This is a genomic window from Achromobacter sp. (assembly GCF_050285565.1).
Classification (GTDB): Bacteria; Pseudomonadota; Gammaproteobacteria; order Burkholderiales; family Burkholderiaceae_B; genus Achromobacter.
The window spans coordinates 90,722-116,541 of sequence record NZ_JBLZXG010000008.1; the positions used below are offsets into that span (position 1 = coordinate 90,722).

General features: G+C 66.2%; 21 protein-coding genes. 13 read left to right on the top strand and 8 right to left on the bottom strand.

The window, feature by feature from the left end; genetic code table 11:
- Positions 1-113 precede the first annotated feature (113 nt).
- From ACN6O8_RS17970 to mpl, 3 genes are all read right to left on the bottom strand, one after another.
- Positions 114-2,021, bottom strand: coding sequence for a ribonuclease catalytic domain-containing protein (locus tag ACN6O8_RS17970; RefSeq protein ID WP_427992365.1), 1,908 nt, complete (start codon positions 2,019-2,021; stop codon positions 114-116).
- A 62-nt stretch (positions 2,022-2,083) separates the two neighbouring features.
- Positions 2,084-2,692 carry a YqiA/YcfP family alpha/beta fold hydrolase gene (locus tag ACN6O8_RS17975; RefSeq protein ID WP_427992366.1) on the bottom strand — a complete coding sequence of 203 codons (609 nt, stop codon included), beginning with the start codon at positions 2,690-2,692 and terminating at the stop codon, positions 2,084-2,086.
- Positions 2,693-2,744: 52 nt separating this feature from the next.
- A complete protein-coding gene (gene mpl / locus ACN6O8_RS17980; protein ID WP_427992367.1) occupies positions 2,745-4,115 on the bottom strand; it encodes a UDP-N-acetylmuramate:L-alanyl-gamma-D-glutamyl-meso-diaminopimelate ligase in 1,371 nt (456 codons plus the stop codon).
- A gap of 97 nt (positions 4,116-4,212) precedes the next feature.
- On the opposite strand from mpl, the gene ACN6O8_RS17985 reads away from it, so the two are divergent.
- From ACN6O8_RS17985 to ACN6O8_RS18045, 13 genes are all read left to right on the top strand, one after another.
- A complete protein-coding gene (locus ACN6O8_RS17985; protein WP_427992368.1) occupies positions 4,213-4,743 on the top strand; it encodes a TlpA family protein disulfide reductase in 531 nt (176 codons plus the stop codon).
- An 89-nt stretch (positions 4,744-4,832) separates the two neighbouring features.
- Complete coding sequence (gene aroQ / locus ACN6O8_RS17990) at positions 4,833-5,267, top strand: type II 3-dehydroquinate dehydratase (RefSeq protein ID WP_427992369.1); 435 nt, start codon at positions 4,833-4,835, stop codon at positions 5,265-5,267.
- 88 nt (positions 5,268-5,355) lie between these two features.
- A complete protein-coding gene (gene accB, locus ACN6O8_RS17995) occupies positions 5,356-5,811 on the top strand; it encodes an acetyl-CoA carboxylase biotin carboxyl carrier protein (RefSeq protein WP_056327806.1) in 456 nt (151 codons plus the stop codon).
- A 9-nt stretch (positions 5,812-5,820) separates the two neighbouring features.
- Entirely contained in the window at positions 5,821-7,167 is a 1,347-nt protein-coding gene (accC, locus tag ACN6O8_RS18000) for an acetyl-CoA carboxylase biotin carboxylase subunit (RefSeq protein ID WP_006388604.1), read from the top strand.
- A 101-nt stretch (positions 7,168-7,268) separates the two neighbouring features.
- On the top strand, positions 7,269-8,195 hold the full coding sequence (gene prmA, locus ACN6O8_RS18005) for a 50S ribosomal protein L11 methyltransferase (RefSeq protein WP_427992370.1): 927 nt from the start codon (positions 7,269-7,271) through the stop codon (positions 8,193-8,195).
- Between the two features lie 25 nt (positions 8,196-8,220).
- Entirely contained in the window at positions 8,221-9,711 is a 1,491-nt protein-coding gene (locus ACN6O8_RS18010) for a DUF3426 domain-containing protein (RefSeq protein WP_427992371.1), read from the top strand.
- A 12-nt stretch (positions 9,712-9,723) separates the two neighbouring features.
- Positions 9,724-10,665 (top strand): carbohydrate kinase family protein, encoded by a 942-nt coding sequence (locus tag ACN6O8_RS18015; protein ID WP_427992372.1) that lies wholly within the window; start codon positions 9,724-9,726, stop codon positions 10,663-10,665.
- Positions 10,666-10,884: 219 nt separating this feature from the next.
- Entirely contained in the window at positions 10,885-11,388 is a 504-nt protein-coding gene (locus ACN6O8_RS18020) for a glycine zipper 2TM domain-containing protein (RefSeq protein WP_427992373.1), read from the top strand.
- Positions 11,389-11,788: 400 nt separating this feature from the next.
- Positions 11,789-12,028 (top strand): acyl carrier protein, encoded by a 240-nt coding sequence (locus tag ACN6O8_RS18025; RefSeq protein ID WP_006388609.1) that lies wholly within the window; start codon positions 11,789-11,791, stop codon positions 12,026-12,028.
- A complete protein-coding gene (locus ACN6O8_RS18030) occupies positions 12,006-13,184 on the top strand; it encodes a D-alanyl-lipoteichoic acid biosynthesis protein DltD (RefSeq protein WP_427992374.1) in 1,179 nt (392 codons plus the stop codon). Before ACN6O8_RS18025 ends, ACN6O8_RS18030 begins: the two co-directional genes overlap by 23 nt.
- On the top strand, positions 13,181-13,387 hold the full coding sequence (locus ACN6O8_RS18035) for a hypothetical protein (protein ID WP_427992568.1): 207 nt from the start codon (positions 13,181-13,183) through the stop codon (positions 13,385-13,387). The genes ACN6O8_RS18030 and ACN6O8_RS18035 overlap by 4 nt, the downstream gene beginning before the upstream one ends.
- A gap of 7 nt (positions 13,388-13,394) precedes the next feature.
- A complete protein-coding gene (locus ACN6O8_RS18040; RefSeq protein ID WP_427992375.1) occupies positions 13,395-14,522 on the top strand; it encodes an MBOAT family O-acyltransferase in 1,128 nt (375 codons plus the stop codon).
- 16 nt (positions 14,523-14,538) lie between these two features.
- The gene (locus ACN6O8_RS18045) at positions 14,539-15,981 is read left to right on the top strand and encodes a D-alanine--poly(phosphoribitol) ligase (protein ID WP_427992376.1); all 1,443 of its coding nucleotides are present in this window, start codon (positions 14,539-14,541) and stop codon (positions 15,979-15,981) included.
- 69 nt (positions 15,982-16,050) lie between these two features.
- On the opposite strand, the gene ACN6O8_RS18050 is transcribed toward ACN6O8_RS18045, so the two are convergent.
- The 5 genes from ACN6O8_RS18050 to ACN6O8_RS18070 all read right to left on the bottom strand — a co-directional run bounded on the left by ACN6O8_RS18050 (position 16,051) and on the right by ACN6O8_RS18070 (position 25,718).
- The gene (locus ACN6O8_RS18050; protein WP_049071142.1) at positions 16,051-16,611 is read right to left on the bottom strand and encodes a YggT family protein; all 561 of its coding nucleotides are present in this window, start codon (positions 16,609-16,611) and stop codon (positions 16,051-16,053) included.
- Between the two features lie 169 nt (positions 16,612-16,780).
- The gene (locus tag ACN6O8_RS18055; RefSeq protein ID WP_081330447.1) at positions 16,781-17,413 is read right to left on the bottom strand and encodes a histone H1-like DNA-binding protein; all 633 of its coding nucleotides are present in this window, start codon (positions 17,411-17,413) and stop codon (positions 16,781-16,783) included.
- Between the two features lie 344 nt (positions 17,414-17,757).
- Positions 17,758-18,957 carry a ribonucleotide-diphosphate reductase subunit beta gene (locus tag ACN6O8_RS18060; protein WP_427992377.1) on the bottom strand — a complete coding sequence of 400 codons (1,200 nt, stop codon included), beginning with the start codon at positions 18,955-18,957 and terminating at the stop codon, positions 17,758-17,760.
- A gap of 20 nt (positions 18,958-18,977) precedes the next feature.
- A complete protein-coding gene (locus tag ACN6O8_RS18065; protein ID WP_427992378.1) occupies positions 18,978-21,908 on the bottom strand; it encodes a ribonucleoside-diphosphate reductase subunit alpha in 2,931 nt (976 codons plus the stop codon).
- Positions 21,909-22,211: 303 nt separating this feature from the next.
- Complete coding sequence (locus ACN6O8_RS18070) at positions 22,212-25,718, bottom strand: indolepyruvate ferredoxin oxidoreductase family protein (protein ID WP_427992560.1); 3,507 nt, start codon at positions 25,716-25,718, stop codon at positions 22,212-22,214.
- Between the last annotated feature and the right edge of the window lie 102 nt (positions 25,719-25,820).

Here is a 25,820-nt window from a genome sequence, read left to right on the forward strand (position 1 = left end):
GCGGCGGGGGTTGAGTTCTTTTGGCGGCCGCGCGGCCACCTGCCAGACGGGCGCGGCCTAAGAAAGACCACCGCGACGCCAGCAGACAAGCTTACCGACAAGCAACCGCCGCCCTAGGCAGCAGCCTCTTCAGCCGCCGGCCCCACCTGCCCCACATACCGGCAGTCCAACTCCAGCGACAACTCATCCATCCCCAGAATCTCCACCTCCACCGCCGTGCCCCGCTCCAGCTCGGGCATCCCCCCGATCCGGGTGACCAGCGGGCAGTTGGCCAAGCGCACCAGGTCTTCGCGCAGCACGTGGGCCACGGTGCGGGTGATGTTGTGCTGCTTCAGCCAGCGCAGGCACCAGTAGCGCTCCATCGCGCTCTGGAACTCGGCCCAGGCCGCGTATTGCGCGTCGAAGGCGCCGATGATCGCGAATAGGTCCGCGTCGCGCGGCTTGAAGGGGGCCACCAGGCGCGCCGAGACGCCATGCTCGACCGCGGCGATCAACTGCCACTGGTTCACCAGGTCGACGTAGCGGCGCAGCGGCGACGTGCACCAGGCGTATTGCGGCACGCCGATGGCCTCGTGGGGCAGGGCCTGCGTGCTCATGCGCACGCGGCCGGCCTGTTGCGAGCGGTAGATGCCGGGCACGCCGTGCTGGTTCAGCAGGCCGCCCCACAGGTTGTTGGCCAGGATCATGTACTCGGCCACCATCCGGTCCAGCGGCGCGTTGCGCTGGCGCGGCACCAGCCGCACCGGGGTGTCGGGATCGTCCGGGTCGCCGTCCAGGTAGAAGCTGTACTCCACGCGTGAATTGTTCTCGGGCTTGCCGCGCACGTTCTCGCGTTGCGCCGACAGCGCCTGCGCCAGCTTCCACAGCGGGCGCAGCCAGTGGCCGTAGGGCAGGTCGGTGGCGGTGTCGTTCAGGCTTTCCTCGGTGACCTGGGCGTCGAGCATGTTGTGGCGCAGGTTCTCGCGCACCACCACGCGCTCCAGGCGGGTGTCGGATTCGACGATTTCGCCGGTTTCCGGGTTGGCCACCACGTACAGCGACAACACCGGCACCTCGCGGCCGGCATCCAGCGAGAACGCCTTGATCACGTTGTCGGGCTGCATCGGGATCTTGTCGCCCGGCATGTAGACGGTCGACAGGCGCGCGCGCGCCAGCTTGTCGAATTCACTGTCGCGCGTCACGCTCACGCCGGGCGCGGCGACGTGGATGCCGACCCGCAGGTTGCCGTCGGGCAGGGTCGAGACCGACAGGGCATCGTCGATTTCGGTGGTGGTGACGTCGTCGACCGAATAGATCTCGGCGTCGGACAGCGCCAAGTCGCGGTCGATCGGCGGCAGTTCCAGCTCGGGAAAAGCCAGGCCGCGCGGGAAGTTCACGGCCAGGAAGCGGCGCTTGTGCAGCGCCAGCGCGTGCGGCCAGGCGCCCAGTTCCAGCAGCAGGCGGTCGGGGCTTTTGCCCAGCTTGGCGCAAGCGGCGTCCAGCGCCTTCCATTGCTGCGAATTCTTGTCGGGCCGGATCAGCAGGGATTCGGCGGCCTGGGCGATGGGTTCGGGCAGGCGGCCGGCGGCCATCTCATCGACCCATTCCTGCTGCTGCTCGGCCTGGCGCTGCTTTTTCTCCAGCGCGGCCAGCGCGGCGGCCAGGATGTCGGGCGGGGCCGGGCGGTAGCGGCCCTTGCCACGGCGGTGGAAGTAGGCCGGCGCGCCGTGCAGGCGCATCAGCAGCGCGGCCTGTTCCACCGGCGTGGGCGCGTGGCCGAAGTAGTCGGCCGCCAGCGCGGGCGAATCGAATTCCTCCTGGGGCGCGCATTCCCACAGGAATTGCAGGTCCAGGGTTTCGGCCAGGGCGGCCGCCTGGGCCATCAGCGCGGCCGGTTCGGGCGCGGCGAAATTGAACAGCGTGTTGGCGCGCTTGATCTTGCTGCGCTTGCCCGATTCCGACTCCACTTGCAGGCTGGCGTCGGTTTCGGACAGGATATGGCCGGCCTTGAAGCTGCCGTCGTCTTCGTAAAACACATACATGGTGAGGGTCATCCTGGGCGGCGCGCACGCGCCGCCTTGCGCAGCAATATAAAGTGTTGATGTCAGTGTTGGTTGGGCCCGGTCGGCGCGCCGCCAAGCGCGAATTCCAGCACCTCGGGCATCCAGTCGGCGAAATCGGACAGGCCGTGGTCGCTGCCCTGCACGATACGCTGGCGGCAATCCGCAAAGCGATCGCGCATTTCGCGCCAGTCCAGCACCTCGTCGCCCGTTGCCGCCACCAGGAAATACCGCTCCGGGCATGTGATGCGGCTGACATGCAGGGCCGCCAGTTCCGCCACATATTCCGGCAGGAACTGGAACGGCGCGTCGGAATGATACATGCGGTGCTCGCCCACCTGGGTCGCCAGGTCGCGCGCGGCCTCGACCGCGGGGTTCAGCAGCACCGCCTTGCAACCGAGATGTTCGGCCAGCCAGGTGGCGTAGAAACCGCCCAGCGACGAGCCGATCACGGTCAGCGCGCGCGGGTCGGTGGCGCCAGCCAGCTGCCCGCGAGCGATGCCCAGCGCCAGGTCGATCGCCTGGCGCGGGCTGGCCGGCAGTTGCGGGCAGGCCCAAGCGCGTTCCAGGCCGCGGGCGGCCATTGCGTCGGCCATCATGCGGGCCTTGAACGAGGTCGGCGAGGAACGAAAGCCGTGCAGGTAAAGAATCATTTCGTGCCTTTCCGGTCGGTCAGCCTGGGGTGGGGGGGGCGGGTGTCCGGCCTCAGCCGCGCGCCTCCAGGGCGGTCAGCAGCTTGCCGTGGATGCCGCCGAAGCCGCCGTTGCTCATCACCAGCACCTGGTCGCCCGCTCGGGCGGCCTGGGTGACGGCGGCCACCAGGGCGTCGATATCATCGTAGCTGGAAGCGCGTTCGCCCAGGGGCGCCAGCACGTCGGTCGGATTCCAGCCCAGGGCATGCTTGCCCGAGCGGGCGCCGAAGCAGAACACCAGGTCGGCGTCACGCAGGGCGTCCGGCAGGCGCGCCGCCATGGCGCCCAGCTTCATGGTGTTGGAACGGGGTTCGAGCACCGCCAGGATGCGCGCCGGTCCGACCTGGCGGCGCAGGCCTGCCAGGGTGGTGGCGATGGCCGTGGGGTGGTGCGCGAAATCGTCGTAGACCTTGACCCCATTGACCGTGCCGCGCAGCTCCATGCGGCGCTTGACACCGCCAAAGCGGCTCAGGGCGTCGACGCCCTCGGCGGCCGGCACGCCGGCGTGGTCGGCGGCGGCCAGCGCGGCCAGGGCGTTCATGCGGTTGTGCTCACCGCCCAGGGTCCAGCGCACCGTGCCGACGTCGACGCCGTCGCGCCGCACTTCGAAGGCCCCGTCGGCGTCGGGCGCGCTGGCCTGCCAGGTGCCATCGACGCCGAACGTGACTGTTTCAGACCAGCATCCGCGCGCAATCACGCGATCGAGCGCATCGGAGTGGGCCGGGCGGATGATGCGGCCCGACCCGGGAATGGTGCGCACCAGGTGATGAAATTGGGTTTCGATGGCCGCCAGATCGGGGAAGATGTCGGCATGATCGTATTCCAGGTTGTTCAGGATGGCGGTGCGCGGACGGTAGTGGACGAACTTCGAGCGCTTGTCGAAGAACGCCGTGTCGTATTCGTCAGCCTCGATCACGAACGGGTGCCGCGCCGGGTCGTAGCGCGCCGACACATGCAGATCGGTGGCCACGCCGCCGATCAGGAAATTGGGCGCCAGCCCCGCCGCCTCCAGGATCCAGGCCAGCATCGAGCTGGTGGTGGTCTTGCCGTGGGTGCCGGCCACGGCCAGCACGTGGGCGCCGGGCAGGACGTTGTCGCCCAGCCATTGTGGGCCCGACACGTAGCGGGCGCCGGATTCCAGAATGGCCTCCATCAGCGGATTGCCACGGCTGACCACGTTGCCGATTACGTACAGATCCGGTTTGAGCGCCATCTGTTCGGGGCCGAAGCCTTCGATCAGCGCGATCCCCTGTTCGGCCAACTGGGTGCTCATGGGCGGGTACACCCCCGCGTCGCAACCCGTGACCTTGTGGCCGGCGGCGCGCGCGATCAGCGCCAGGCCGCCCATGAACGTACCGCAGATGCCAAGAATATGCAGATGCATTGAGAACTCTCCTGTCCTGCATTGTATATATAGGCGGCCGTCATGCCGGCGCGCTGGCGGTTCGGCGCAAACTGGCCGCAGCGGTTATGATCGCGCCATGAATCGACGTCTACTCCTTTCCGCCGCCGTGGCCGTGGCCGCCACGGTCGCGGGTGGCTACACCTTGCTGGGCCGCAACAAGCCGCAGCCGGCGGCGCCTGCCGCCGAGGATCCCGTCGCCGCCCTGATGCAGTTGCAATTGCCCGACCTGAACGGCGCGACGCAGTCGCTGGCCGGCTGGAAAGGCCAGCCCATCGTGGTCAATTTCTGGGCCACCTGGTGCGCGCCCTGCGTCAAGGAAATGCCCGAACTCGACGCTTTGCAGAAAAAACACCCCCAGGTTCGCTTTGTCGGCATCGGAGTCGATTCTGCGGCCAACATGCAAAAATTTGTCGAGAAAGTACAGGTTTCCTACCCTCTTTGGGTGATCGGCACCGGGGCGATCGATACGCTGCGCAAGCTCGGAAATCCAAGCGGCGGCCTGCCATTTACCATTGTTTTCAATGCAGATGGCAGCATTAACCGGAAGATATTGGGTGAAATCCAACCCGACGACCTGAGTCAAACGCTCTCTGGTTTGAAGGCGTAAGTCTGTTGGACAAATAGTAGGAATTGGCGTAAAAAGCTGGTTTATCGGCTGTTTTGCCAACAATTGGCAATCCACTCTTTGGCAAGCGCATGGCGCAAAACATACTGGTATTGCATGGCCCGAATCTGAACCTGCTCGGCACCCGGGAACCTCACATCTACGGCAGCCTCACGCTGTCACAGATCAACGAGGGGCTGGAGCGGCTGGCTGGCGAATTGGGCGTCACGCTGAGTGCGTGGCAAGGCAATCATGAGGGCGCGCTGGTTGACCGCATTCAGGCGGCCCGGCAAGACGGCACCGATTTCATCATCATCAACGCGGCGGCATATACGCACACCAGCGTCGCGATTCGCGATGCGCTGGCCGGGGTCGCGATCCCATTTATTGAAGTACATTTGTCCAACCTGTATAAGCGAGAGCCCTTCAGGCATCACTCATACCTGTCCGACTTGGCGGTGGGCCTTATCAGCGGCCTGGGCGCGGACGGTTACGAGGCGGCTCTGCGTTACGCAGTGCGGCATTGATCTCGCACCAACTCTCAGCTTTTACATCTTATATGGCGCGGACCCGACGACCGGGACGTTGCCGACACTATCTCGGGAAGCAGCTTCTATGGACCTCCGAAAACTCAAAACCCTGATCGACCTGGTGGCTGAATCGGGCATCGCCGAGCTGGAAATCACCGAAGGCGAAGGCAAGGTCAGAATCGTCAAGTTCTCGCAGACCCTGCAGCCGGTGGCCTACCACCAGCCCGAAGCCGGCGTGCCCGCCGCGCCCGTGGCTGCCGCCGCGCCCGCCGCCGCACCGGCCGCGCCCGCCGCCCCGGTCATTCAAGGCCATGTCGTGAAGGCCCCGATGGTCGGCACGTTCTACCGCTCGCCGAACCCGGGCGCCGCCCCGTTCGTCGACGTCGGCGCCACCGTCAAGGAAGGCGACCCGCTGTGCATCATTGAAGCCATGAAGCTGCTCAATGAAATCGAAGCCGACAAGTCCGGCGTCATCAAAGAAATCCTGGTCGAAAACGGTGAGCCCGTCGAGTACGGTCAACCCCTGTTCGTCATTGGCTGATAGCTGAAAATGTTCGAAAAAATCCTGATCGCCAATCGGGGCGAAATCGCCCTGCGCATTCAGCGCGCCTGCCGCGAGCTGGGCATCAAGACCGTGGTCGTGCACTCCGAGGCCGACCGCGAAGCCAAGTACGTGCGCCTGGCCGATGAATCCGTGTGCATCGGGCCCGCGCCGTCGCGTGAAAGCTACCTGAACATGCCGGCCATCATCTCGGCCGCCGAAGTCACGGATTCCGAGGCAATCCACCCGGGTTACGGGTTCTTGTCCGAAAATGCCGACTTCGCCGATCGCGTCGAGAAGAGCGGTTTCGTGTTCATCGGCCCGCGTCCGGACACGATCCGCCTGATGGGCGACAAGGTCAGCGCCAAGCGCGCCATGATCGAAGCCGGCGTGCCGGTGGTGCCGGGCTCCGAAGGCGCGTTGCCCGACGATCCGCAGGAAATCATCCGCGTTGCGCGCGAAGTCGGCTATCCGGTCATCATCAAGGCCGCCGGCGGCGGCGGTGGCCGCGGCATGCGCGTGGTGTACACCGAGGCCGCGCTGTTGAACGCCGTCACCATGACGCGTTCGGAAGCGGGCGCCGCGTTCAACAACCCGGAAGTCTATATGGAGAAGTTCCTGGAGAATCCGCGCCATGTGGAAATCCAGGTGCTGGCCGACGGCGGTCGCAACGCCGTGTGGCTGGGCGAGCGCGACTGCTCCATGCAGCGCCGCCACCAGAAGGTCATCGAGGAAGCGCCGGCCCCCGGCATCGCGCGCCGCCTGATCGAGCGCATCGGCGACCGCTGCGCCGACGCCTGCCGCAAGATGGGCTATCGCGGCGCCGGCACGTTCGAGTTCCTGTATGAAAACGGCGAGTTCTATTTCATCGAAATGAACACCCGCATCCAGGTCGAGCACCCGGTCACCGAGCTGATCACCGGCGTCGACCTGGTGCAGCAGCAGATCCTGATCGCCGCCGGCGAGAAGTTCACGCTGCGCCAGCGCGACATCACCTTCAAGGGCCACGCGATCGAGTGCCGCATCAACGCCGAGGATCCGTTCCGCTTCGTGCCCAGCCCCGGCCGCATCACCAACTGGCACACGCCGGGGGGGCCGGGCGTGCGCATCGATTCGCACGCGTTCAACGGCTATTTCGTGCCGCCGAACTATGATTCGATGATCGCCAAGGTCATCACCTACGGCGACACGCGCGATCAGGCCCTGGCGCGCATGCGCACCGCGCTGTCGGAAATGGTGGTGGAAGGCATTTCCACCAACATCCCGTTGCATCGTGAACTGCTGCAGGATGCCCGCTTCGTCGAAGGCGGCACCAGCATCCACTATCTGGAAAACAAGCTGGCCCAGCGTCCCTGACCAGCCGTTAGCAGGGGGCCTCGGCCCCCTTTTTACTGCCTTAACCGGCCAACCGGGCCGCGGCGCATGCCGCGGCCCGTTGGCCAGATGGAAGAATCATCATGCGTGAACTCGTGCTTCACTGCCAGGAGGCCCAGGCCGAAGCGTTGTCCGACGCGCTGCTGGAAGCGGGCGTGCTGTCGGTGTCCGTCGAGGATGCCGACCTGGGCACCGACGACGAGCGTCCGCTGTTCGGCGAGCCGGGTACCGAGCCCGACGTGCAGGCCTGGGAGCGCAACCGCGTCGTGGCCCTGCTGCCGGACGGCGCGGACCCCGCGCAGATCATGGAAGAAGCCGCCGCCGCGGGCGAACTGGACCCGGCGTTGTTCGCCGGCTGGAGCCTGCGCGACGTACCGGATGCCGACTGGGTGCGCCTGACGCAGTCGCAGTTCGGCCCCATCCACATCGCCGAGCGCCTCTGGATCGTGCCCAGTTGGCACCGCGACAGCCCGGACGTGCTGGGGCTGGAAGCGGCCGCGGCCGAGGGCGGCGCCATCCATATCGAACTCGACCCCGGCCTGGCCTTCGGCACCGGCAGCCATCCGACCACGCACCTGTGCCTGGCCTGGCTGGAGGCCGAGCTGCCCAAGGGCGCGACCCTGCTGGACTACGGCTGCGGCTCGGGCATCCTGGCCATTGCCGCCCGCAAGCTGGGCGCCGGCCCGACCCAGGCGGTCGACATCGACGCCCAGGCGGTGCAGAGCACGGTCTTCAATGCCGAGGTCAACCACGTCGAGTTGCAGGCCATGCTGCCTGACGGCCTGGCCGACGGCACCTTCGACGTGGTGGTGGCCAACATCCTGTCCAATCCGCTCAAGGTGCTGGCGCCCATGCTGGCCGGCCGCGTCGCCGCCGGCGGTCACTTGGTGCTGTCCGGGGTGCTGGAACGGCAGGCCGAGGAAGTGGCCGCCGCCTACGCGCCCTGGATCGCCATGTCGGTCTGGCGCGCCCGCGACGGCTGGGTCTGCCTGCACGGCCAGAAGGCCTGAGTCCGGTTCCGCAGGATTCCGCGCCATGGCCCTGACCACCCGTTGCCCGCAGTGCGGTACGTCGTTCAAGGTAGTGCCCGACCAGCTCCGGGTTCGCGATGGCCTGGTGCGCTGCGGCGCCTGCGCCACCGTGTTCGACGGCCGCGCGTGCCTGCTGCCTGAAGCTGGCGTCCCGGCATCGGGCGTCCCGGCATCGGGCATACCGGTATCGCGCATACCGGCTCCCGCCGTCCCCGCGGCGCCGCCCGCATCCGTCGCGCCGCGGTCCATCGCCGCCCCGCTTCTGGTGACGCCGCCGGCCCCCCCTGTCGACGATAGGCCGCCGCTGGTGCGCCGTCCGTCGGCCCAACCGCGCGAGGTCGCGCCCTGGGATGACCTGCCCGAGGCGCCGGCCGCGTCGGAAACCCGCCCGGCCGCCGGCCCGTATGCCAGCCCCGGCAGCCCCGGCAGCCCCGGCAGCCCCGGCAGCCCCGGCAGCCCCGGCAGCCCCGGCAGCCCCGGCAGCCCCGGCAGCCCGTACGCCAGCCCGGCCGGCGAGCCGTCCCGGCCTCTCGCGCCCGCCATGCCGCCCGCCGTGCTGCGGGGCCGCGATGACATCCGCCGCCGCATCGAACCCGACGCCGCGCTGGCGGAAGAGGGCGATCAAGAGGACGAAAACGAAGACCTGGACCGCCGCGAGGACGAGCCGCGCCTGGGGCATGAGCCGCCGCGCTGGCAGGAACCGGCCCCGCGTGACGAACCCATCGTGGCCCGGCGCGACGGCGCGCGCTGGCAGACGCCGCGCACCGGCCGGCCCCCCGAACCGGTATTCGTGGTGCGCGACGGCGCGCGTCATGAGCCGCCCGGCGGCGATGATGAGATCGCCTCCCGCCAGCACGACGACGAGGACGCCGACGACGCCCACGGCCTCGCTGCCGCCGCCGAACCGATCCTGGGCGACGCCCGCACGCGCTACTCCAGCGCCACCGATGTCGGCCGCGCGCCGCCAGAATTCCTCGACCAGGACCGCCAGGAGCGCCGCGGCCTGCTGCGCAAGGCGTGGGGCTACGCCTGCCTGCTCGGCCTGCTCGCGCTGGGCCTGCAATTGCTCTACGTCTACCGTATCGACATCGCCAATTCCGTGCCGGCGCTGCGGCCGGCGCTCGAAGCCGCCTGCAAGCCGTTGGGCTGCACGGTCGGTTACGCGCGCCGGCTCGAACGCATCGCCATTTCCTCGTCCTCGCTGCAGCCGCCCACGGGCGCGGCCGCCATCGACGACGGCCGCACCCGGCTGGTGCTGAACCTGGTGCTGCGCAACCGCTACGACAAGCCGCAGCATTGGCCGGCGCTGGTGCTGGACCTGACTGATTTGTCGGACACGGTGGTGGTGCGGCGCGTGCTGATGCCCGAGAATTACCTGACGCCCGAGCAGTTGCGCGGCCCCTTCGGGCCGGCGGGCGAATTGAAGATCTCCGTGCCGATTGAAGTGACGGGTGTTCAAGTCAACGGCTACCAACTCGACAAATTCTTTCCCTGAAGGATGATATTCATGGCGACCCCTGTCCTGGTCTGCGGTTCGATGGCGTTCGACACCATCGCGGTGTTCGAAGGCCGCTTCAAAGAGCACATCCTGGCCGACCGCATCCAATCCCTGAGCGTGTCGTTCCTGGTGCCCAGCATGCGCAAGGAATATGGCGGCTGCTCGGGCAACATCGCCTACAACATGAATCTGCTGGGCGGCAAGCCGGTGCCGGTGGCCACCGTGGGCGAGGACGCCGGTGAATACCTGGAGCGCCTGACCGGCCTGGGCATCGACGTCAGCCGCGTCAAGGTGGTGCCCGGCACGTTCACCGCGCAATGCTTCATCACCACCGACCTGGACGACAACCAGATCACCGCGTTCCATCCGGGCGCCATGGCGTTCTCGGCCAGCAACGACCTGAGCGACGCCAAGGCCAGCTGGGGCATCGTCGCCCCGGATGCCAAGGAAGGCATGTTCGCCCATGCCGAACGCCTGCATCGGCGCGGCATTCCCTTCATCTTCGACCTGGGCCAGGCCATGCCGCTGTTCGACGCCGCCGACCTGGAACGCATGCTCGGCCTGGCGCAGGCCCTGACCGTCAACGACTACGAAGCCGGTGTGGTCGAGCAGCGCACGGGCCGCAGCATGGCGGACATCGCCCGCAAGTTGCAGGCGGTGGTGGTCACGCGCGGCGCCGAAGGCGCCACGCTGCTCACCGAAGGCAAAACCCTCCAGATCGAGCCGGTGCGGGCCACGCAGGTGGTCGATCCCACCGGTTGCGGCGATGCCCAGCGCGGCGGGCTGCTCTATGGCCTGACCAGCGGCTGGAACTGGGAAGACAGCTGCCGCCTGGGCAACGTCATGGGCGCCATCAAGATCGCCTCGCGCGGTCCGCAGAATCACGCCCCGTCGCGCGCCGAGATCGACGCCGTGCTGCATGCCACCTATGGCATCCACCTGCCGGCCTGATCGCGCCGCAGCGGCCGAGGGATGCGCCGGGAACCCGGGGGCGCCGCCATGGTCGAATAGCCGGTAAAAAATCGGTCGCGGTGATTTTCCCGCCCGGCCGGTTCGCAATCCGGTTTTTCCGCCCGTGGCGGTGCGTTTCAGTATGTTGCACCTTAGGCTGCCGCCCTCCTGGGGCGGAGTATTATCAGATCGTCGGCAGTGCCCGATCGAGGAGTCCAAATGAACCAAAGCAAAACGTTTTCCTTGTTGACGCCGCGTACTGGCCGGTGGCTGGCCGTGGCTGCCGTCGTGACCTCGATGGCAGTCCTGGGCGGTTGTGCCAATCGCAGCGCGTCCAGCGGTGTGTATAGCTATGATCAAGCCCAGCGCGAACAGATTGTCCGCACGGGCACCGTGACGGGCGTGCGGCCCATCGTCATCCAGAACGATCGTTCCAGCGGTGTTGGCATGCTGGCCGGTGGCGCGCTGGGCGGCGTGGCTGGCAACGCGGTCGGCGGCGGCACGGGCCGCACCATTGCCACGGTGGGGGGCGCCATCCTCGGCGCCCTGGCGGGCAACGCGGTGGAAAACCAGGTTGGCAAGAATTCCGGCTACGAAATCACGGTGCGTCTGGATAACGGCGAAACCCGCGTGGTGGCCCAGGAAGCCGATGTGCCGATCAGCGTCGGCCAGCGGGTGCAGGTCATCAGCGGCGCCGGCCCGACCCGCGTCACCCCCATGTGATGCGCCTGGCGCCTGCCAGAAAAAGCCCGCGCAAGCGGGCTTTTTCTTGTCCGGGCGCGCCGGTATCCCGGGCGGGGCAGGGCGGAGGAGGCGGCGCCGCCCGAAAATCTGTCGCTCCGCCGCAACGCGGCACCCGGTATTTACCCGTAAGTGTTACGTTTGCCAGCTATTTATAGCGATTTGGTCTGTAAGTTTCATGGCGATTCGACGTTCGAAATGCCATGATTGCACCCGTGAACGAAGTCGCCTCGTATTTATGATGTAACCAAGTGCGTCGTGACATCGTGCCGGAAGGCTGAAACTTGTCAGTCGACTTTCAGCTGTTTTCTATATACTCGCCGTCCAGAAACCCGGGGCGGGGAAGATTTTGCCGACGAGGCAATGTAACGCCGTACCAGCCATGCATACCGAGCAAGAACTCCACACCAAGATCGGCGCGATCGTCGAGTCGATCGTCATGAAGAAAGTCACTCCCGATACCCAACTGATCGCCACCGGCCTGGTCGATTCGCTCGCCGCCGTGGATATCACGCTGGCGGTCGAGGCTGAGTACGGCTGCAGCATCCCGGCTCCCGAGATCGCCGAGCATCTGCAGTCGGTACGCACGCTCGCCGGCTATGTCGCTGCCAATCTTTCGTAATTCCCGCCTGCTGTCCCACGTTGCCGCCGCCACCACGGCGGTGGCGCTGGCGTATGGGGCGTACTGCGGCGCGGACGATCTGCTGTCCCGCATCGTCAGTCCGGTTTCGACCGTGGCGGCGTCCAGCAGCAACTATCTGCCGAACCTGGGCCCCGACTGGGGCACCCAGCACGTCAACCTGAGCCGGCTGGGCAATGCGCTCAGCGACGGCACGTTGGTGGTGCTGGGGTCTTCCGAGTTGTCCAGCCACGACCTGCGCTTCGTGCCCTACCGGTTCTTCCCTGAAGAGCTGAAGGTGCCGACGCTGGCCTACGGGCACGCGATGTTCCAGTCCTACGGCATCGTCAGCGTGCTGGAATCGGTGGCGGATTCGCTGACGCCCAATACACGCCTGGTGATCATGGTGTCGCCGGCCTGGTTCGCTTCGGGCGGCCAACTGCCGCGCAGCGCGTTCGCCGAACACGTGACCGGCCCGGTCTGGGATCGTCTCTGGGACAAGCCCAGCACGCGCGAACAGATGCAGAACTGGATCAGCGACAACGCCAACTGGGGCCTGTTGTGGTTGATCGCCAATGGCCAGGTCGCCGAGCTCAAGGACAAGCTCTCGCTGTGGTGGAACGCGCGCAAAGAGCCCGCGCCCGATCGTCCGCGCAGCAAGTTGTCGGTGCCCGCGCACCGTTTCGTGACGTGGCCGTCGTCGGCGCGCTTGAACGCGGGCCAGTGGTCGCGCCTGACGCACGAAGCGCGCGAAGTCGAGCACCGCCTGGGCGGCAACAATCCCTACGACGTGCGCGACGACTACTACAAGCAGTACCTGGCGCCTCTGTATTCGCCGGCGCGCAACGAGTTCGCCGACGTCGACCCGCTCACCCGCACCGAGCTGGGCGACCTGTCGCGTGTCATGGCCTTGCTGCAACGGCGCAAGGTCAAGGCCTACTTCGTGATCCAGCCGTTCAATCCCAAGCTCATCCTGGACGTCGAGCGGTTCGACCCGGTGGTGGCCGCCATCACCGGCATGTGCCAGCGCTACCAGATGGGTTGCCTCGACATGTACAGCATTCCCTTCGAGCCGGGCATGGTGCGTGACGACATGCATCTGGCCGAGCTCGGTTGGGCGATGGCGGACCAAGGCATTGCGGAGTACTTTTCCCGATGAATCTCTCTCAGAAAGCCGAAGCGACGCAGGACGGCGCCGGCCAGGATCACGATGCCCGCAAGGCGGCCAAGGCCTGGGGGCGCCGTTTTTTCTGGCATCTGTGCCTTTATATCGGGGTGATCCTGGTGTTCGTGCTGCAGGCGCAGCCCACCACGGGTAGCGGCGGGCCTATCAAGGTCGAATTCCAATATCAACAGTTCTGACCGCAGCATGGAATTGTTCGCAAGCTTGAGCTTTTTTGGCGGCGCCCTGTTCGGCGGGCTGGGGTTGTTGGCGTACCGTTCGTTCGGCATGCCGCTGCGCATCGGTTATCGCCACATCATCGGCGTGATCTGCCTGGGGGTGTGGATGGCGGTGTTCTGGGCGCGGCCCTACCAGCCGATCGCGCTGCTGGCCATTTCGGGCAGCGCGCTGTGGGCCATGCGCCGCAACTACATCCCGACCTGGCTGGCCGTGGTCATCACCATGACGCCGCTGCTGCTGGTCAAGACCGGTGTATCGCATCTGGGCGCGATGCTGGGTCTGTCGTTCGCCACCTTTCGTGCCATCGACGTGCTGCTGTTCGCGCCGCGCAACGAGCGCGTGTCGCCGCTGGACTACTTCATCTATCTGTTCTTCCCGCTGACGCTGCTGGCCGGCCCGATGTACCGCTGGCGCAATTTCCAGGCCGACCTCAAGCGCGGCTACGAAGGCGTCAACCTGAATACCTGGCTGACCGGCCTGGAACTGATCATGCTGGGCGTGATCCAGAAGTTCGGCCTGGCCGAGCTGATCTGGCGCTACGGCCTGTCGACCCTGGATGCGCACGATTACTCGTTTACCGGCGTGGCGCTCAACGCCTCGCTCTACAGCGGCTACCTGTTCTTCGATTTCGCCGGCTATTCCACCATGGCCATCGGTATCGGCATGCTGTTCGGGTTCACGTTGCCGATCAACTTCCGCAACCCGCTGGCAACGCTGAACCCGCAGGATTTCTGGCGCCGTTGGCACATCAGCCTGTCCGAATGGCTGCGCGACGTGGTGTTCATGCCGATCTACAAGGCCCTGAGCAAGACCGCGTTCTTCTCGCGCCACCGCCTGGCCGCGCAGAACATCGGCATCTTCGCCACGCTGCTGGCGATGGGCGTGTGGAACGGGCTGTCGCTGCACTACATCGTCAGCGGGCTGATGTTCGGCGCTTATTCGGTCGGCCACAACCTGCTGATCAATGCCGCCCGCACCCGGCCGGCGTTGCAGGCCACGCTGGCGCGGCCCGTCATGCGATTCCTCGGGCGCGTCCTCACCCTGATTCTGGCTGCCCTGGCGCTCTACGTGTTCAGCGGCCGCAGCCCCATCTGACGCCGGGAGTTTCGGCATGCGTTTCGACCTGAAGACTTTCCAGTTCGTTGACTCCGCGCGCGCGCCCGAGGCGCTCGCGGTGGTTGGCGCCGACCGTAGCCTGACCTGGGCGCAGTTGCGCGAAGAAGCCCAGGCGTGGGCCGCGCAGGCGCGCGAGCATGGCGCCGCGCCGGACGTGCCGGTGGCCATTTATGGCCACAAAGAGGCGTCGTTCTTCGTCGCCATGGTCGGCGCGCTGCTGATCGGCGCGCCATTCGTGCCGGTCGACACCATCTATCCGCCGGAGCGCCTGCGCCGCATCGTCGAGATCGTGCGCGCCGCCGCCGTCTACGACACGGCGGCCCAGGCTTTCGAGCCGGGCGAGGGCGCCGCGCTGGCCGAGCGCGGCCTGGCCTACGTGATGTTCACCTCCGGCAGCACCGGCGACCCCAAGGGGGTGCAGATCGGCCGCGAAAGCGTGGGCCTGCTGGGTGACTGGATGCTGGGCAGCTTCGGCCTGGGCGAGGCGCCGGTGTTCATGAACCAGGCGCCGTTCAGCTTCGATCTGTCGATGTACGAGGTGTTCGCCACGCTCGCCGCCGGCGGCACCTGCGTGCTCAATTCACGCGAACAGATCGGCGCGGCCGCCACCTGGATGGGCCGGCTGGCGCAAAGCGCTGTAACCGTCTGGGTGTCGACGCCGTCGTTCGCGCACCAGCAACTGGCCAACCGCGACTTCTCGCCGGCCACGCTGCCGACGCTGCGCACGTTCCTGTTCTGCGGCGAGCCCCTCCCGGCGGCGCTGGCGAAGAAGCTGCGGCAGCGTTTCCCGGACGCGGTGATCCTGAATACCTACGGCCCGACCGAGGCCACCGTCGCCACCACCTGGATCGCCATCACCGACGCGGTGCTGGCCGCTCACGATCCGCTGCCGGTCGGCTACGCCAAACCCGATTGCGAGCTGCGCATCCAGGACGGCGAGATCTGCATCATTGGCGACCACGTCATGCGCGGTTATTTGAATCGCCAAGACCTGAACGAGGCCAAGCTGTTCGTGGCCGAGGATGGCCGTCGCGGTTTCCGCACTGGCGATCTGGGTGAACTGGGCGCGGATGGGCTGCTGTTCTGCCGCGGCCGCATGGACGACCAGATCAAGCTGAACGGCTATCGCATCGAACTGGCCGAGATCGACGAGGCATTGCATGGGTTGCCGGGCGTGGAGGGCGGCGCCTGCGCGGTGCTGCGCCGGCCCGATGGCACGGCAGTGCGCCTGATCGGCTTCGTCGCCGGGGTGGCGCAAGCGGATGCCAGCCTGCTCGCGCAGGATGCGCTGTCGGGATGGAAGGATCGGCTGGGCCAGCGCCTGCCGCCCTACATGGTGCCGTCCGAGCTGGTGGCGTGCGCGGCGCTGCCGATGTCGAACAACCACAAGATCGACCGCAAGAAACTGCTCGATATCTACGCCGCGATCCCGGCGTAACGGGTGGTGCGCGCCGGCGCCGGCGCGCCAGGGAAGCGGCCCGGCGATGCTGCCGGGCCGTCGTCGTTTTCAGACGCCCATCAAGCCGTAGCTCAGACGGGCCAGCACCATCAGCAGCACCTGGGCCACGATCAGCAGCACCAGCGGCGAGAAGTCGATCGAGGTACGCGGCAGCAGGCGGCGGATGGGATCCAGCATGGGCGCCGTCAGCGCCTGCAGCAGCGGCATCATCGGCGCCATCGGGTTGACCCACGACAGCACCGCCTGGATCAGCGTCAGCCACACCACCAGGTTCAGCGCCCACTTGAGCGCCATCAGCAGCGCGGACAGCATGGCCGACGGCAGCAGCACGGCGGGGATCAGCGCGCCGATGGCGACCAGCCAGATCAGCACCAGGTAGACCAGCGCGGCCAGCCAGGTGGCCACCAGGCTGGTCCAGTCGATCTTGTTACCCGCTGGAATGATCTTGCGCAGCGGCAGCACCAGCCAATTGGTGGCCTGGTAAATGACCCGGGCCAGCGGATTGAACGGATGCAGCCGTATGGCGTGCATCCAGGCGCGGGCGATCAGGGCGGCGCCGAACAGCGTGAACGCGATTTCGAGCAGGAAGCGGAGGATTTCACCGAGCATGGACGCGATCTACCTAATAAAGACAGCATTTATTGTCTCACGCCAATGCCGCAACGGTGCTGTCCGGATGGCCGGTGCGGCGAGTCGTTGGCGCCGTGGACGGCGAAATAAAAACCGCCTGGCCAGGGCCAGGCGGTCTGAGGTACTGCTACCTTTGTGACCGGTCCGATTACGGACGGCCACCCGTCGGGAACGGCCACGACGCGGCGGGGTTCAGCGCGGTCTTCGCGCCCGGGGCGGCAGCCGTGGACGGCGGCGTGGCGGGCTTCTTCGGAGCGGCTTTCTTCGCAGCGGGCTTCTTGGCAGCGGCGGGCTTGGCAGCCGGCTTGGCAGCGGGCTTCTTGGCGGCCGGCGCCTTCTTGGCTACGACTTTCTTGGCAACCGCTTTCTTGGCGGGGGCCTTCTTGGCAACCGCCTTCTTGGCGACGGCCTTCTTGGCAACCGCCTTCTTGGCGACGACCTTCTTGGCTACCGCTTTCTTGGCGACGGCCTTTTTGGCGACGGCTTTCTTGGCAACCGCTTTCTTGGCGACGACCTTCTTGGCCGCTGCCTTCTTGGCTACCGGCTTCTTGGCCGCGACTTTCTTGGCGACGGCCTTCTTGGCTACCGCTTTCTTGGCGACCTTCTTGGCGGCCGGCTTCTTGGCGGCAACCTTCTTCACCGCCGGCTTCTTGGCGGCGACCTTCTTGACGGCTACCTTCTTGACGGCAGCTTTCTTGGCCGGGGCGGCCTTCTTCGCTACTGCCTTCTTGGCGGCGGGCTTCTTCACCGCTTTCTTTACGGCTTTCTTGGCTGTTGCCATGGTCATGCTCCTTAGGTTCAGGGGTCCCAGAACTTAAACCCGTGCCCCGACCCGCCAATCGGCGGACCGTGCCCGGGCTATTCATCGGCGCATGCCGCTGTTCTGTGCGAGCAACAGCTACTACGGTTTGCGCTAATGAATTCGGCACAGCCATTTGATATGGCCCCCGCTCCTTTGGCGCGAGCCATTTCAAATGGCGCCGGTGGGCAGTCTGATCACAGACCGCCTACCGCTTGTTCTACGTGTTCGAAAACACCCTGACCTGGGAGATCGTCTTCGAGCCTGGCGCGAACGCGACGCTCTTTGGCAGAGCGTGCCCGCGCCGGGCCCGAAGGCGAACTACGTTACTCCCAGCTCAGCGTGCCACCGGTTTGGTATTCGATCACGCGAGTTTCAAAAAAGTTGCGTTCCTTCTTAAGATCGATCATTTCCGCCATCCACGGGAAGGGATTCTCTTCCTGCGGGTACAGCGGTTCGATACCGATTTGCTGGCAACGACGGTTGGCGATGAAGCGCAGGTAGGATTTGAACATGGGAGCGTTCAAGCCCAACACACCGCGCGGCATCGTGTCTTCGGCGTAAGCGTATTCGAGTTCGACCGCTTTGCGGAAGAGTTCCCGGATTTCTTCGCGGAATTCCGGCGTCCACAGATGCGGATTTTCCAGTTTGACGGTGTTGATCAGGTCGATGCCGAAATTGCAGTGCATGGATTCATCGCGCAGGATGTACATGTACTGCTCGGCCGCGCCGGTCATCTTGTTCTGGCGACCCAGCGCCAGGATCTGCGTGAAGCCAACGTAGAAGAACAGGCCTTCCATCAGGCAAGCGAAGACGATCAGCGACTTCAGCAGCGTCTGGTCGGCTTCGGACGTGCCCGTCTTGAAGTTGGGATCCGCGATCGCGTCGATGAACGGGATCAGGAACTCGTCCTTGGCGCGGATGGACGGCACTTCGTTGTAAGCGTTGAAGATCTCCGCTTCGTCCAGGTCCAGGCTTTCGACGATGTATTGATAGGCGTGCGTGTGGATGGCTTCTTCGAACGCCTGGCGCAGCAGGAACTGGCGGCATTCGGGCGCCGTGATGTGGCGGTAGGTGCCCAGCACGATGTTGTTCGCGGCCAGCGAGTCGGCCGTGACGAAGAAACCCAGGTTGCGCTTGACGATGCGGCGCTCGTCCTCGGTGAGCCCGTTCGGGTTCTTCCAGAGGGCGATGTCGCGCGACATGTTGATTTCTTGCGGCATCCAGTGGTTCGCGCACGTGGCCAGGTATTTCTCCCATGCCCACTTGTACTTGAACGGCACCAGCTGGTTGACGTCGGTCTGGCCGTTGATGATGCGCTTGTCGGCAACCTTCACGCGTTGCGAGGTGGCGTTGCCGCTGGCCGCCAGGCCGGCCGCGTGTTGCGGCGCGGCCGGGGTCGGCATGGCGGTGTCGCCGAACACACCGGTCGCCGCCCGGACTTCGGGCGCAGCCTGGCCGCCCGCCGCGGGCGCGGGGGCTTGTGCAGGTTGCGTGGCGAGGGTGTCGTCTTCCCAATTAATCATGATTCATTCTCCGGAGGCGGTTATTGGCAGGCTTCGCACTCTTCGAAGCCGGGGTCGCCCGGCCGCATGGTGCAAACCGCCCCGAGAACTTCGGGTTCCGGCAAAACAGGTGCAGCGGACACGGGCGCGGCGGTGGACTGGCCACCGGCGCTGACGGCGTTCAGTTCGCCGCCGCGGCCCGTCGACTTCTCGGCGCTGGTGGCGCCAAGGGTACGCAGGTAATAGGTCGTTTTCAGGCCACGCTTCCAGGCCAGCTTGTAGGTGTCGTCCAGCTTCTTGCCGGAGGCGCCGGCCATGTAGATGTTCAGCGACTGGGCTTGATCGATCCACTTCTGGCGACGCGACGCGCATTCCACCAGCCAGCTCGGTTCGACTTCGAACGCCGTGGCGTAGAGTTCGCGGAGTTCGGAAGGTACGCGATCGATGCGGGACAGGCTGCCGTCGAAGTACTTGAGGTCGGCGACCATGACTTCGTCCCAGAGACCGAGTTTCTTCAGGTCACGCACGAGGTAATCGTTAACGACCGTGAACTCGCCGGAGAGATTCGATTTGACGTACAAGTTCTGGAAAGTGGGTTCGATGCACGCAGATACACCAATGATATTGGAAATAGTCGCGGTTGGGGCGATTGCGATGCAATTGGAGTTACGCATGCCATGTTGTTTGATGCGCGCGCGCAACGCATCCCAATCGAGCGTGCTCGATTCATCGACCTCGACATGACCACCGCGTTCATCGCGCAGCATCTTCAACGTGTCTTGCGGCAGGATGCCACGCGACCACAGCGAGCCTTCGTACGATTGATAGCGGCCGCGTTCTTCGGCCAGCAGGCTCGAGGCCCAGTAGGCGTGATAGCACACCGCTTCCATCGAGCGATCGGCGAATTCGACGGCGGCTTGCGACGCGTACGGCACGCGCATCATCTGCAGGCAGTCCTGGAAACCCATGATGCCCATGCCCACCGGACGATGGCGCGCGTTGGAGTTGCGGGCCTTGTCGACGGCGTAATAGTTGATGTCGATGACGTTGTCGAGCATGCGCATGGCGATGCTGACCGTGCGCTTGATCTTGTCGTGGTCGAGTTCGAAACCGCCGCCGGCGGCCGGCTTCATGTGCGCGACCAAGTTCACCGAACCCAGGTTGCAAACCGCGATTTCCGATTCGTTGGTGTTCAGCGTGATCTCGGTGCACAGGTTCGAGCTGTGCACCACGCCGACGTGCTGTTGCGGCGAACGGATGTTGCACGGATCCTTGAAGGTGATCCACGGGTGGCCGGTTTCGAACAGCATCGACAGCATCTTGCGCCACAGGGTCAGCGCCGGCATCTTCTTGAACAGCTTCAGCTCGCCGCTGGCCACGCGCGCTTCATAGCCGACGTAGGCTTCTTCGAAAGCCTTGCCGTACTTGTCGTGCAGGTCGGGGCAGTCGGACGGCGAGAACAGCGTCCATTCGCCGCCTTCCATGACGCGCTTCATGAACAGGTCGGGAATCCAGTTCGCCGTGTTCATGTCGTGGGTGCGGCGGCGCTCGTCGCCGGTGTTCTTGCGCAGTTCGAGGAATTCCTCGATGTCCAGGTGCCACGTTTCCAGGTAGGTGCAGACCGCGCCCTTGCGCTTGCCGCCCTGGTTCACCGCCACGGCGGTGTCGTTGACGACCTTCAGGAACGGCACCACGCCCTGGCTTTCGCCGTTGGTGCCCTTGATGTGGCTGCGCAGCGCGCGCACCGGGGTCCAGTCGTTGCCCAGGCCGCCGGCGTACTTGGCCAGCAGCGCGTTTTCCTTGATGGCGTCGTAGATGCCTTCCAGGTCGTCCGAGACGGTGGTCAGGTAGCACGACGACAGCTGCGAGTGCAGGGTGCCGGAGTTGAACAGCGTCGGGGTCGAGCTCATGAAGTCGAACGAGGACAGGATCTCGTAGAACTCGATGGCGCGGGCTTCGCGGTCGGTTTCGCGCAGCGCCAGGCCCATGGCCACGCGCATGAAGAAGACCTGCGGCAGTTCGATGCGGGTGCCGCGGATGTGCAGGAAGTAGCGGTCGTACAGGGTCTGCAGGCCGAGGTAGCCGAATTGCAGGTCGCGCTTGGCGTTCAGGGCGCGGCCCAGCTTGGTCAGGTCATAGCCGGCCAGGTCGGGCGACAGCAGGCCGCCTTCGATGCCGCGGGCGATGAAGGTGGGGAAGTATTCGGCGTAGCGGGCGCCCATGCCGTCCTGCGAGACTTCCTCGCCCAGGACTTCCTTGCGGATCGTGTGCAGCAGCAGGCGGGCGGTGACCTGGCTGTAGGCCGGGTCTTTCTCGACCAGCGCGCGCGCCGACAGGATGGCGGACTTGTAGACTTCGTCGACCGGAATGCCGTCGTACAGGTTCTTGACGGTTTCCTTCAGGATGGTCTCGGTGTCGATGAACTCGGCCAGGCCTTCACCGGCGGCGACGATGGTGGCGCGCAGTTCGGCGATGTCCAGCGGACGACGGACACCCGCGTCGCTGACATGCAGCACGTGTTCCTGCGGGGCGGCATCGCTCTTGTGCTGGCCTTCGGCGGCCGCGGCAGCGGCGCGTTCCTGGGCGCGCTTTTCGCGATAGAGCACATAGGCGCGGGCGACGTCGTGCTGGCCCGAGCGCATCAGGGCCAGTTCGACCTGATCCTGCACGTCTTCGATATGGAAGGTGCCGCCGCCGGGGCGGTTGCGCACCAGCGCGTTGACGGCCTGGGTGGTCAGTTGTTCAACCAGCTCGCGCACACGCGCCGAGGCCGCGCCCTGGCCGCCATTGACGGCCAGGAAGGCCTTGGTCATGGCGATGGCGATCTTGCCGGGTTCGAATCCGACCACCGAGCCATTGCGGCGGATGATGTTGTAGCTGGCCCATTGCCCGCCGTTGGCGTCGGCCGGGGAATCGGTTTGAGAGGGCGGCACGGCCGAGGGCCGGGTCACAGAGGCGATCGTAGTCTGCATGGAAGCTCCTGTGCGAAAAGCGCGTAGATAGCGACATGACGATGTCATGTCAGGTACGAAATTGGATCTTATTGAGGGGGGTCGCAACGCTTGGACGGACGAATCCGCATGGCGTGGCCGACGAGATCAGCGGTTAGGCGACCACAATATGTAGTGTAGCACCCCTCGTTGGACACTAATTCTAGTGATCGAGTACGACAGCTACAAGAAGAAGATAGGATCGGGTTCTCAAAACATTGTTACTAAATGCACTGGGCGCGCCTAGCAAGGCGCGCCCAGGAGATTGCTGCTCAGCGCGAGTGTTTATGCGGTTTTCCGCAGGGGTACATCGCGCGGGGCAGGCGCCGTATAGCTTTGCATCAAGCGGGCCAGCTCCGTCCTGTACTTCTCGACGTTCGCCGCCTTCACGTGGCCGAAGCCGCGGATGGTTTCCGCAAGGGCGGCGATTGTAGCCGCTTGCGCCAGGTTGTCGCGGTTCAACCCTGCGAGCAACCGGTCTATGGTCTGGCGGTACTCGCCCACCAGCGCGCGCTCCATCTTGCGCTCGGCGGTGTGGCCGAAGGGATCGAACCAGGTGCCGCGCAGGCGCTTCAAGCGCGTCAGCAGCTTGAGCGCCGTCATGGTGCGCGGGCCCAGCGTCACCTTGCGCGGCACGCCGGTGCGCGGGTCCTTGCGCGCGAAGAGCGGCGGCGCCATGTGAAAGCGCAGGCTGTAGTCGCCCTCGAACTGACCCTGGAGCTGAGCCTGGAAGGCTTCGCCGGTGTACAGGCGGGCGACTTCGTATTCGTCCTTGTAGGCCATCAGCTTGAACAGGCTGCGCGCCACCGCCATGGCCAGGCGCGGGCTCTTAGCGTCGGGGGCCAGCTCGCGTTCGCGCGCGGCGACCCGTTCGACCACCTCGCGATAGGCCTGGGCGTAGGCGGCGTCCTGGTAGGCGGTCAGGTCGTCGATGCGGCGCGCCACGGCGCGCTCGAAGCTTTCCGGCACATGCAGTTGCACCACCTGGGCGCGCGGGCGCAGCGCGCCTTCCAGCGCCTCGGGCTGGTGCGCGGCCAGGCGGCCGCTGTCGAACGCGGCGCGGTTGGCCGCCACGGCGACGCCGTTCAGTTCGATGGCGCGATGGATGGCGGCCTGCGACAGCGGCACGCCGCCGCGCTGCCAGGCGTAGCCCAGCATGAACATGTTCGACAGGATGCTGTCGCCGAACAGGGCCAGCGCGGCTTCGTGCGCGTCGATGGCGGCGGTGTGGTCCTCGCCCGCGGCGTGGCGGATCTTGGCCAGCAGCGCTTCCGGCCGCATGGCGGCGTCCGGGTTGCGGGTGAACTCGGATACCGGCGCGACGTAGGTGTTGACGGTGACCCGGGTGTGGCCACGGCGCAGCGCGCCGAGCGAGTCCGGCGCGACGGCGGCGACCGGGTCGCACAGGATGGCGGCGTCGGCCTGCTGCCAGTCCAGGCGCACCGGCCCGGGGGCGGCGCCGGCGGGCGCCAGGCGGATGTGGCTGACCACGGTGCCGCCCTTCTGCGCCAGGCCGGTCAGATCCAGCACCGCGGCCGACAGGCCCTCCAGGTGGGCGGCCATCGAGACGATGGCGCCGATGGTGATGACGCCGGTGCCGCCCATGCCCGCCACCAGCAGGCGGTAGGGGCGATCCAGCGCCGGCGGCCGCGGCAGCGGCAGTTGCTGGATCAGGTGCTGCAGGCGTTGCTGGTCGGCCTTGGGCGCGGCGCTCTTTCTGGGCTTGCCGCCCATAACCGAGACGAAGCTGGGACAGAAGCCCTCGGCGCAGGAGTAGTCCTTGTTGCAGCTGGACTGGTCGATGGCGCGCTTGCGGCCGTAGGGCGTTTCCAGCGGCACCACCGACAGGCAGTTCGATTGCACGCCGCAGTCGCCGCAGCCCTCGCACACCGCGCTGTTGATCAGCATGCGGCGGGGCGGATCGGGAAATTGGTTCTTCTTGCGGCGGCGGCGCTTTTCGGCGGCGCAGGTCTGGTCGTGGATCAGCACCGTGACGCCGGGGATTTCGCGCAGCTCGCGCTGCAGCGCGTCCAGTTCGCGGCGGTGGTGCACCTTGATGCCGGCGCCCAGATCGACCCCGCGGTATTTTTCCGGCTCATCACTGGTGACGACGATGCGGGCGACGTTCTCGCCGCGCAACTGCTGGCAGATCTGCGGTACCGAGATCGGGCCGTCCACCGGCTGGCCGCCGGTCATGGCCACCGCATCGTTGAACAGGATCTTGTAGGTGATGTTGGCCTTGGCGGCCACGGCCTGGCGGATCGCCAGGTAGCCGGAGTGGTAGTAGGTGCCTTCCCCCATGTTCTGGAAGATGTGCGGCATCTTGGTGTAGCGCGACAGGCCGATCCAGTCGACTCCTTCGCCGCCCATCTGGGTCAGGCCGCCGGTGTCGCGATCCATCCAGGCGGCCATGTAGTGGCAGCCCACGCCCGAGAGCGCCTGGCTGCCCTCCGGCACCTTGGTCGAGGTGCTGTGCGGACAGCCGGAACAGAAGTAGGGGCGGCGGCGCATGCCGTCGGCGTCGTTGGACAGCATGTCCTGGCAGTCGAAGGTGGCCAGATCGACGCCAGGCTGCAGGCCGGCGCTGCGCGACAACCACAGCGCCAGCGGCCGCGCCAGCAGCGACGGGCGCAACTGGCCGGCGGACGGCACCAGCGCCTCGCCGTCGAAGCCCTTCTTGCCGACCACGGTGGCGCGCTCGGGCAGGTTGAACAGCAGATCCTTGAGCTGGGTCTCGACGACGGCGCCTTTTTCCTCGACCACGAGGATGTGCGACAGGCCGCGCGCGAAGTCGAGCATGCGTTCGGCATCCAGCGGCCAGGTCAGGCCGGGCTTGTAGATGCGCACCGGCGCGTTGGCGGTGACGGTGTCCACGCCCAGCCGCGCCAGCGCTTCCATGGTGTCCAGGTGCGCCTTGCCGACGGTGACGATGCCGACCGTGGCCTTGGGCGCCGGACAGGTCAGGCGGTCGATGCTGTGGCGGCGGGCGAAGGCGGCGACCGCCTTCATGCGCAGGTTCATGCGGGTTTCGACCGCCAGCGACAGGAAGTCGCGGGCGGAGTATTCCAGCGCTTCCGGCGGCAGGTCCGGGTCGGCCGGCATGTCGTAGTGGCGCACCGGCGCGGGGGTGAACGAGTGGCCGCTTTCGATGGTCTCGGACACGGCCTTGAAGGCGACCCAGGCGCCGGAATGGCGCGACAGGGCCCAGCCCCACAGGGCGAAGGTTTCGTACTCGTCGATCGAGGCCGGGTGCACGATGGGCATTTGCCAGCCGATCAGCGAGGCCTCGCTGGCGTGCGGGATCGATGACGAGACGGCGGTGTGGTCGTCGCCCACCACCACCAGCACGCCGCCGTGGCGCGAGGCGCCGGCGGCGTTGCCGTGGTGCAGGGCGTCGCCGGCGCGGTCCACGCCGGGGCCCTTGCCGTACCACATGGCGAAGACGCCATCGACGTTGCGGTCGGCGCGCACGCCGGCCTGCTGCGTGCCCATGACGGCGGTGGCGGCCATGTCTTCGTTGATGCCGGGCAGGAACGTGATCTGGTTGGCGTCGAGCGCCTTCTGCGCCTTCCACATCGCCATGTCCACGCCGCCCAGGGGCGAGCCGCGGTAACCGGAGACGAAGCCGGCGGTGTTCAGGCCGCGCTCGCGGTCGACGCGGCGCTGGGTCAGCATGATGCGCACCAGGGCCTGGGTGCCGGTCAGGAAGATGCGGCCGGTCTCGCGGGTGAGGTTGTCGGCGAGCTGGTAATCGAGATCCAGCGTGGGCTCGGGGGCGGGGGTGCCGTCCATCATGAATACTCCTGTAGTCGGCACCATGATAGGTTCGCGAAGCATCCGGTTTATTGCGTTTTTGGATCGTGCTATCCCTATAATTCGCAATGAATATTTCGT

Coding starts and splice junctions, on each gene's coding strand:
- ACN6O8_RS18030 (WP_427992374.1), top strand. CDS start 12,006: ATGTCGCTGCCAATCTTTCGTAATTCCCGCCTGCTGTCCCACGTTGCC.
- ACN6O8_RS17985 (WP_427992368.1), top strand. CDS start 4,213: ATGAATCGACGTCTACTCCTTTCCGCCGCCGTGGCCGTGGCCGCCACG.
- ACN6O8_RS18010 (WP_427992371.1), top strand. CDS start 8,221: ATGGCCCTGACCACCCGTTGCCCGCAGTGCGGTACGTCGTTCAAGGTA.
- accC (WP_006388604.1), top strand. CDS start 5,821: ATGTTCGAAAAAATCCTGATCGCCAATCGGGGCGAAATCGCCCTGCGC.
- aroQ (WP_427992369.1), top strand. CDS start 4,833: ATGGCGCAAAACATACTGGTATTGCATGGCCCGAATCTGAACCTGCTC.
- ACN6O8_RS18035 (WP_427992568.1), top strand. CDS start 13,181: ATGAATCTCTCTCAGAAAGCCGAAGCGACGCAGGACGGCGCCGGCCAG.
- ACN6O8_RS18070 (WP_427992560.1), bottom strand. CDS start 25,718: ATGGACGGCACCCCCGCCCCCGAGCCCACGCTGGATCTCGATTACCAG.
- ACN6O8_RS18055 (WP_081330447.1), bottom strand. CDS start 17,413: ATGGCAACAGCCAAGAAAGCCGTAAAGAAAGCGGTGAAGAAGCCCGCC.
- ACN6O8_RS18050 (WP_049071142.1), bottom strand. CDS start 16,611: ATGCTCGGTGAAATCCTCCGCTTCCTGCTCGAAATCGCGTTCACGCTG.
- ACN6O8_RS18025 (WP_006388609.1), top strand. CDS start 11,789: ATGCATACCGAGCAAGAACTCCACACCAAGATCGGCGCGATCGTCGAG.
- ACN6O8_RS18020 (WP_427992373.1), top strand. CDS start 10,885: ATGAACCAAAGCAAAACGTTTTCCTTGTTGACGCCGCGTACTGGCCGG.
- ACN6O8_RS18045 (WP_427992376.1), top strand. CDS start 14,539: ATGCGTTTCGACCTGAAGACTTTCCAGTTCGTTGACTCCGCGCGCGCG.
- ACN6O8_RS18015 (WP_427992372.1), top strand. CDS start 9,724: ATGGCGACCCCTGTCCTGGTCTGCGGTTCGATGGCGTTCGACACCATC.
- mpl (WP_427992367.1), bottom strand. CDS start 4,115: ATGCATCTGCATATTCTTGGCATCTGCGGTACGTTCATGGGCGGCCTG.
- ACN6O8_RS17970 (WP_427992365.1), bottom strand. CDS start 2,021: ATGTATGTGTTTTACGAAGACGACGGCAGCTTCAAGGCCGGCCATATC.
- ACN6O8_RS17975 (WP_427992366.1), bottom strand. CDS start 2,692: ATGATTCTTTACCTGCACGGCTTTCGTTCCTCGCCGACCTCGTTCAAG.
- ACN6O8_RS18060 (WP_427992377.1), bottom strand. CDS start 18,957: ATGATTAATTGGGAAGACGACACCCTCGCCACGCAACCTGCACAAGCC.
- accB (WP_056327806.1), top strand. CDS start 5,356: ATGGACCTCCGAAAACTCAAAACCCTGATCGACCTGGTGGCTGAATCG.
- ACN6O8_RS18065 (WP_427992378.1), bottom strand. CDS start 21,908: ATGCAGACTACGATCGCCTCTGTGACCCGGCCCTCGGCCGTGCCGCCC.
- prmA (WP_427992370.1), top strand. CDS start 7,269: ATGCGTGAACTCGTGCTTCACTGCCAGGAGGCCCAGGCCGAAGCGTTG.
- ACN6O8_RS18040 (WP_427992375.1), top strand. CDS start 13,395: ATGGAATTGTTCGCAAGCTTGAGCTTTTTTGGCGGCGCCCTGTTCGGC.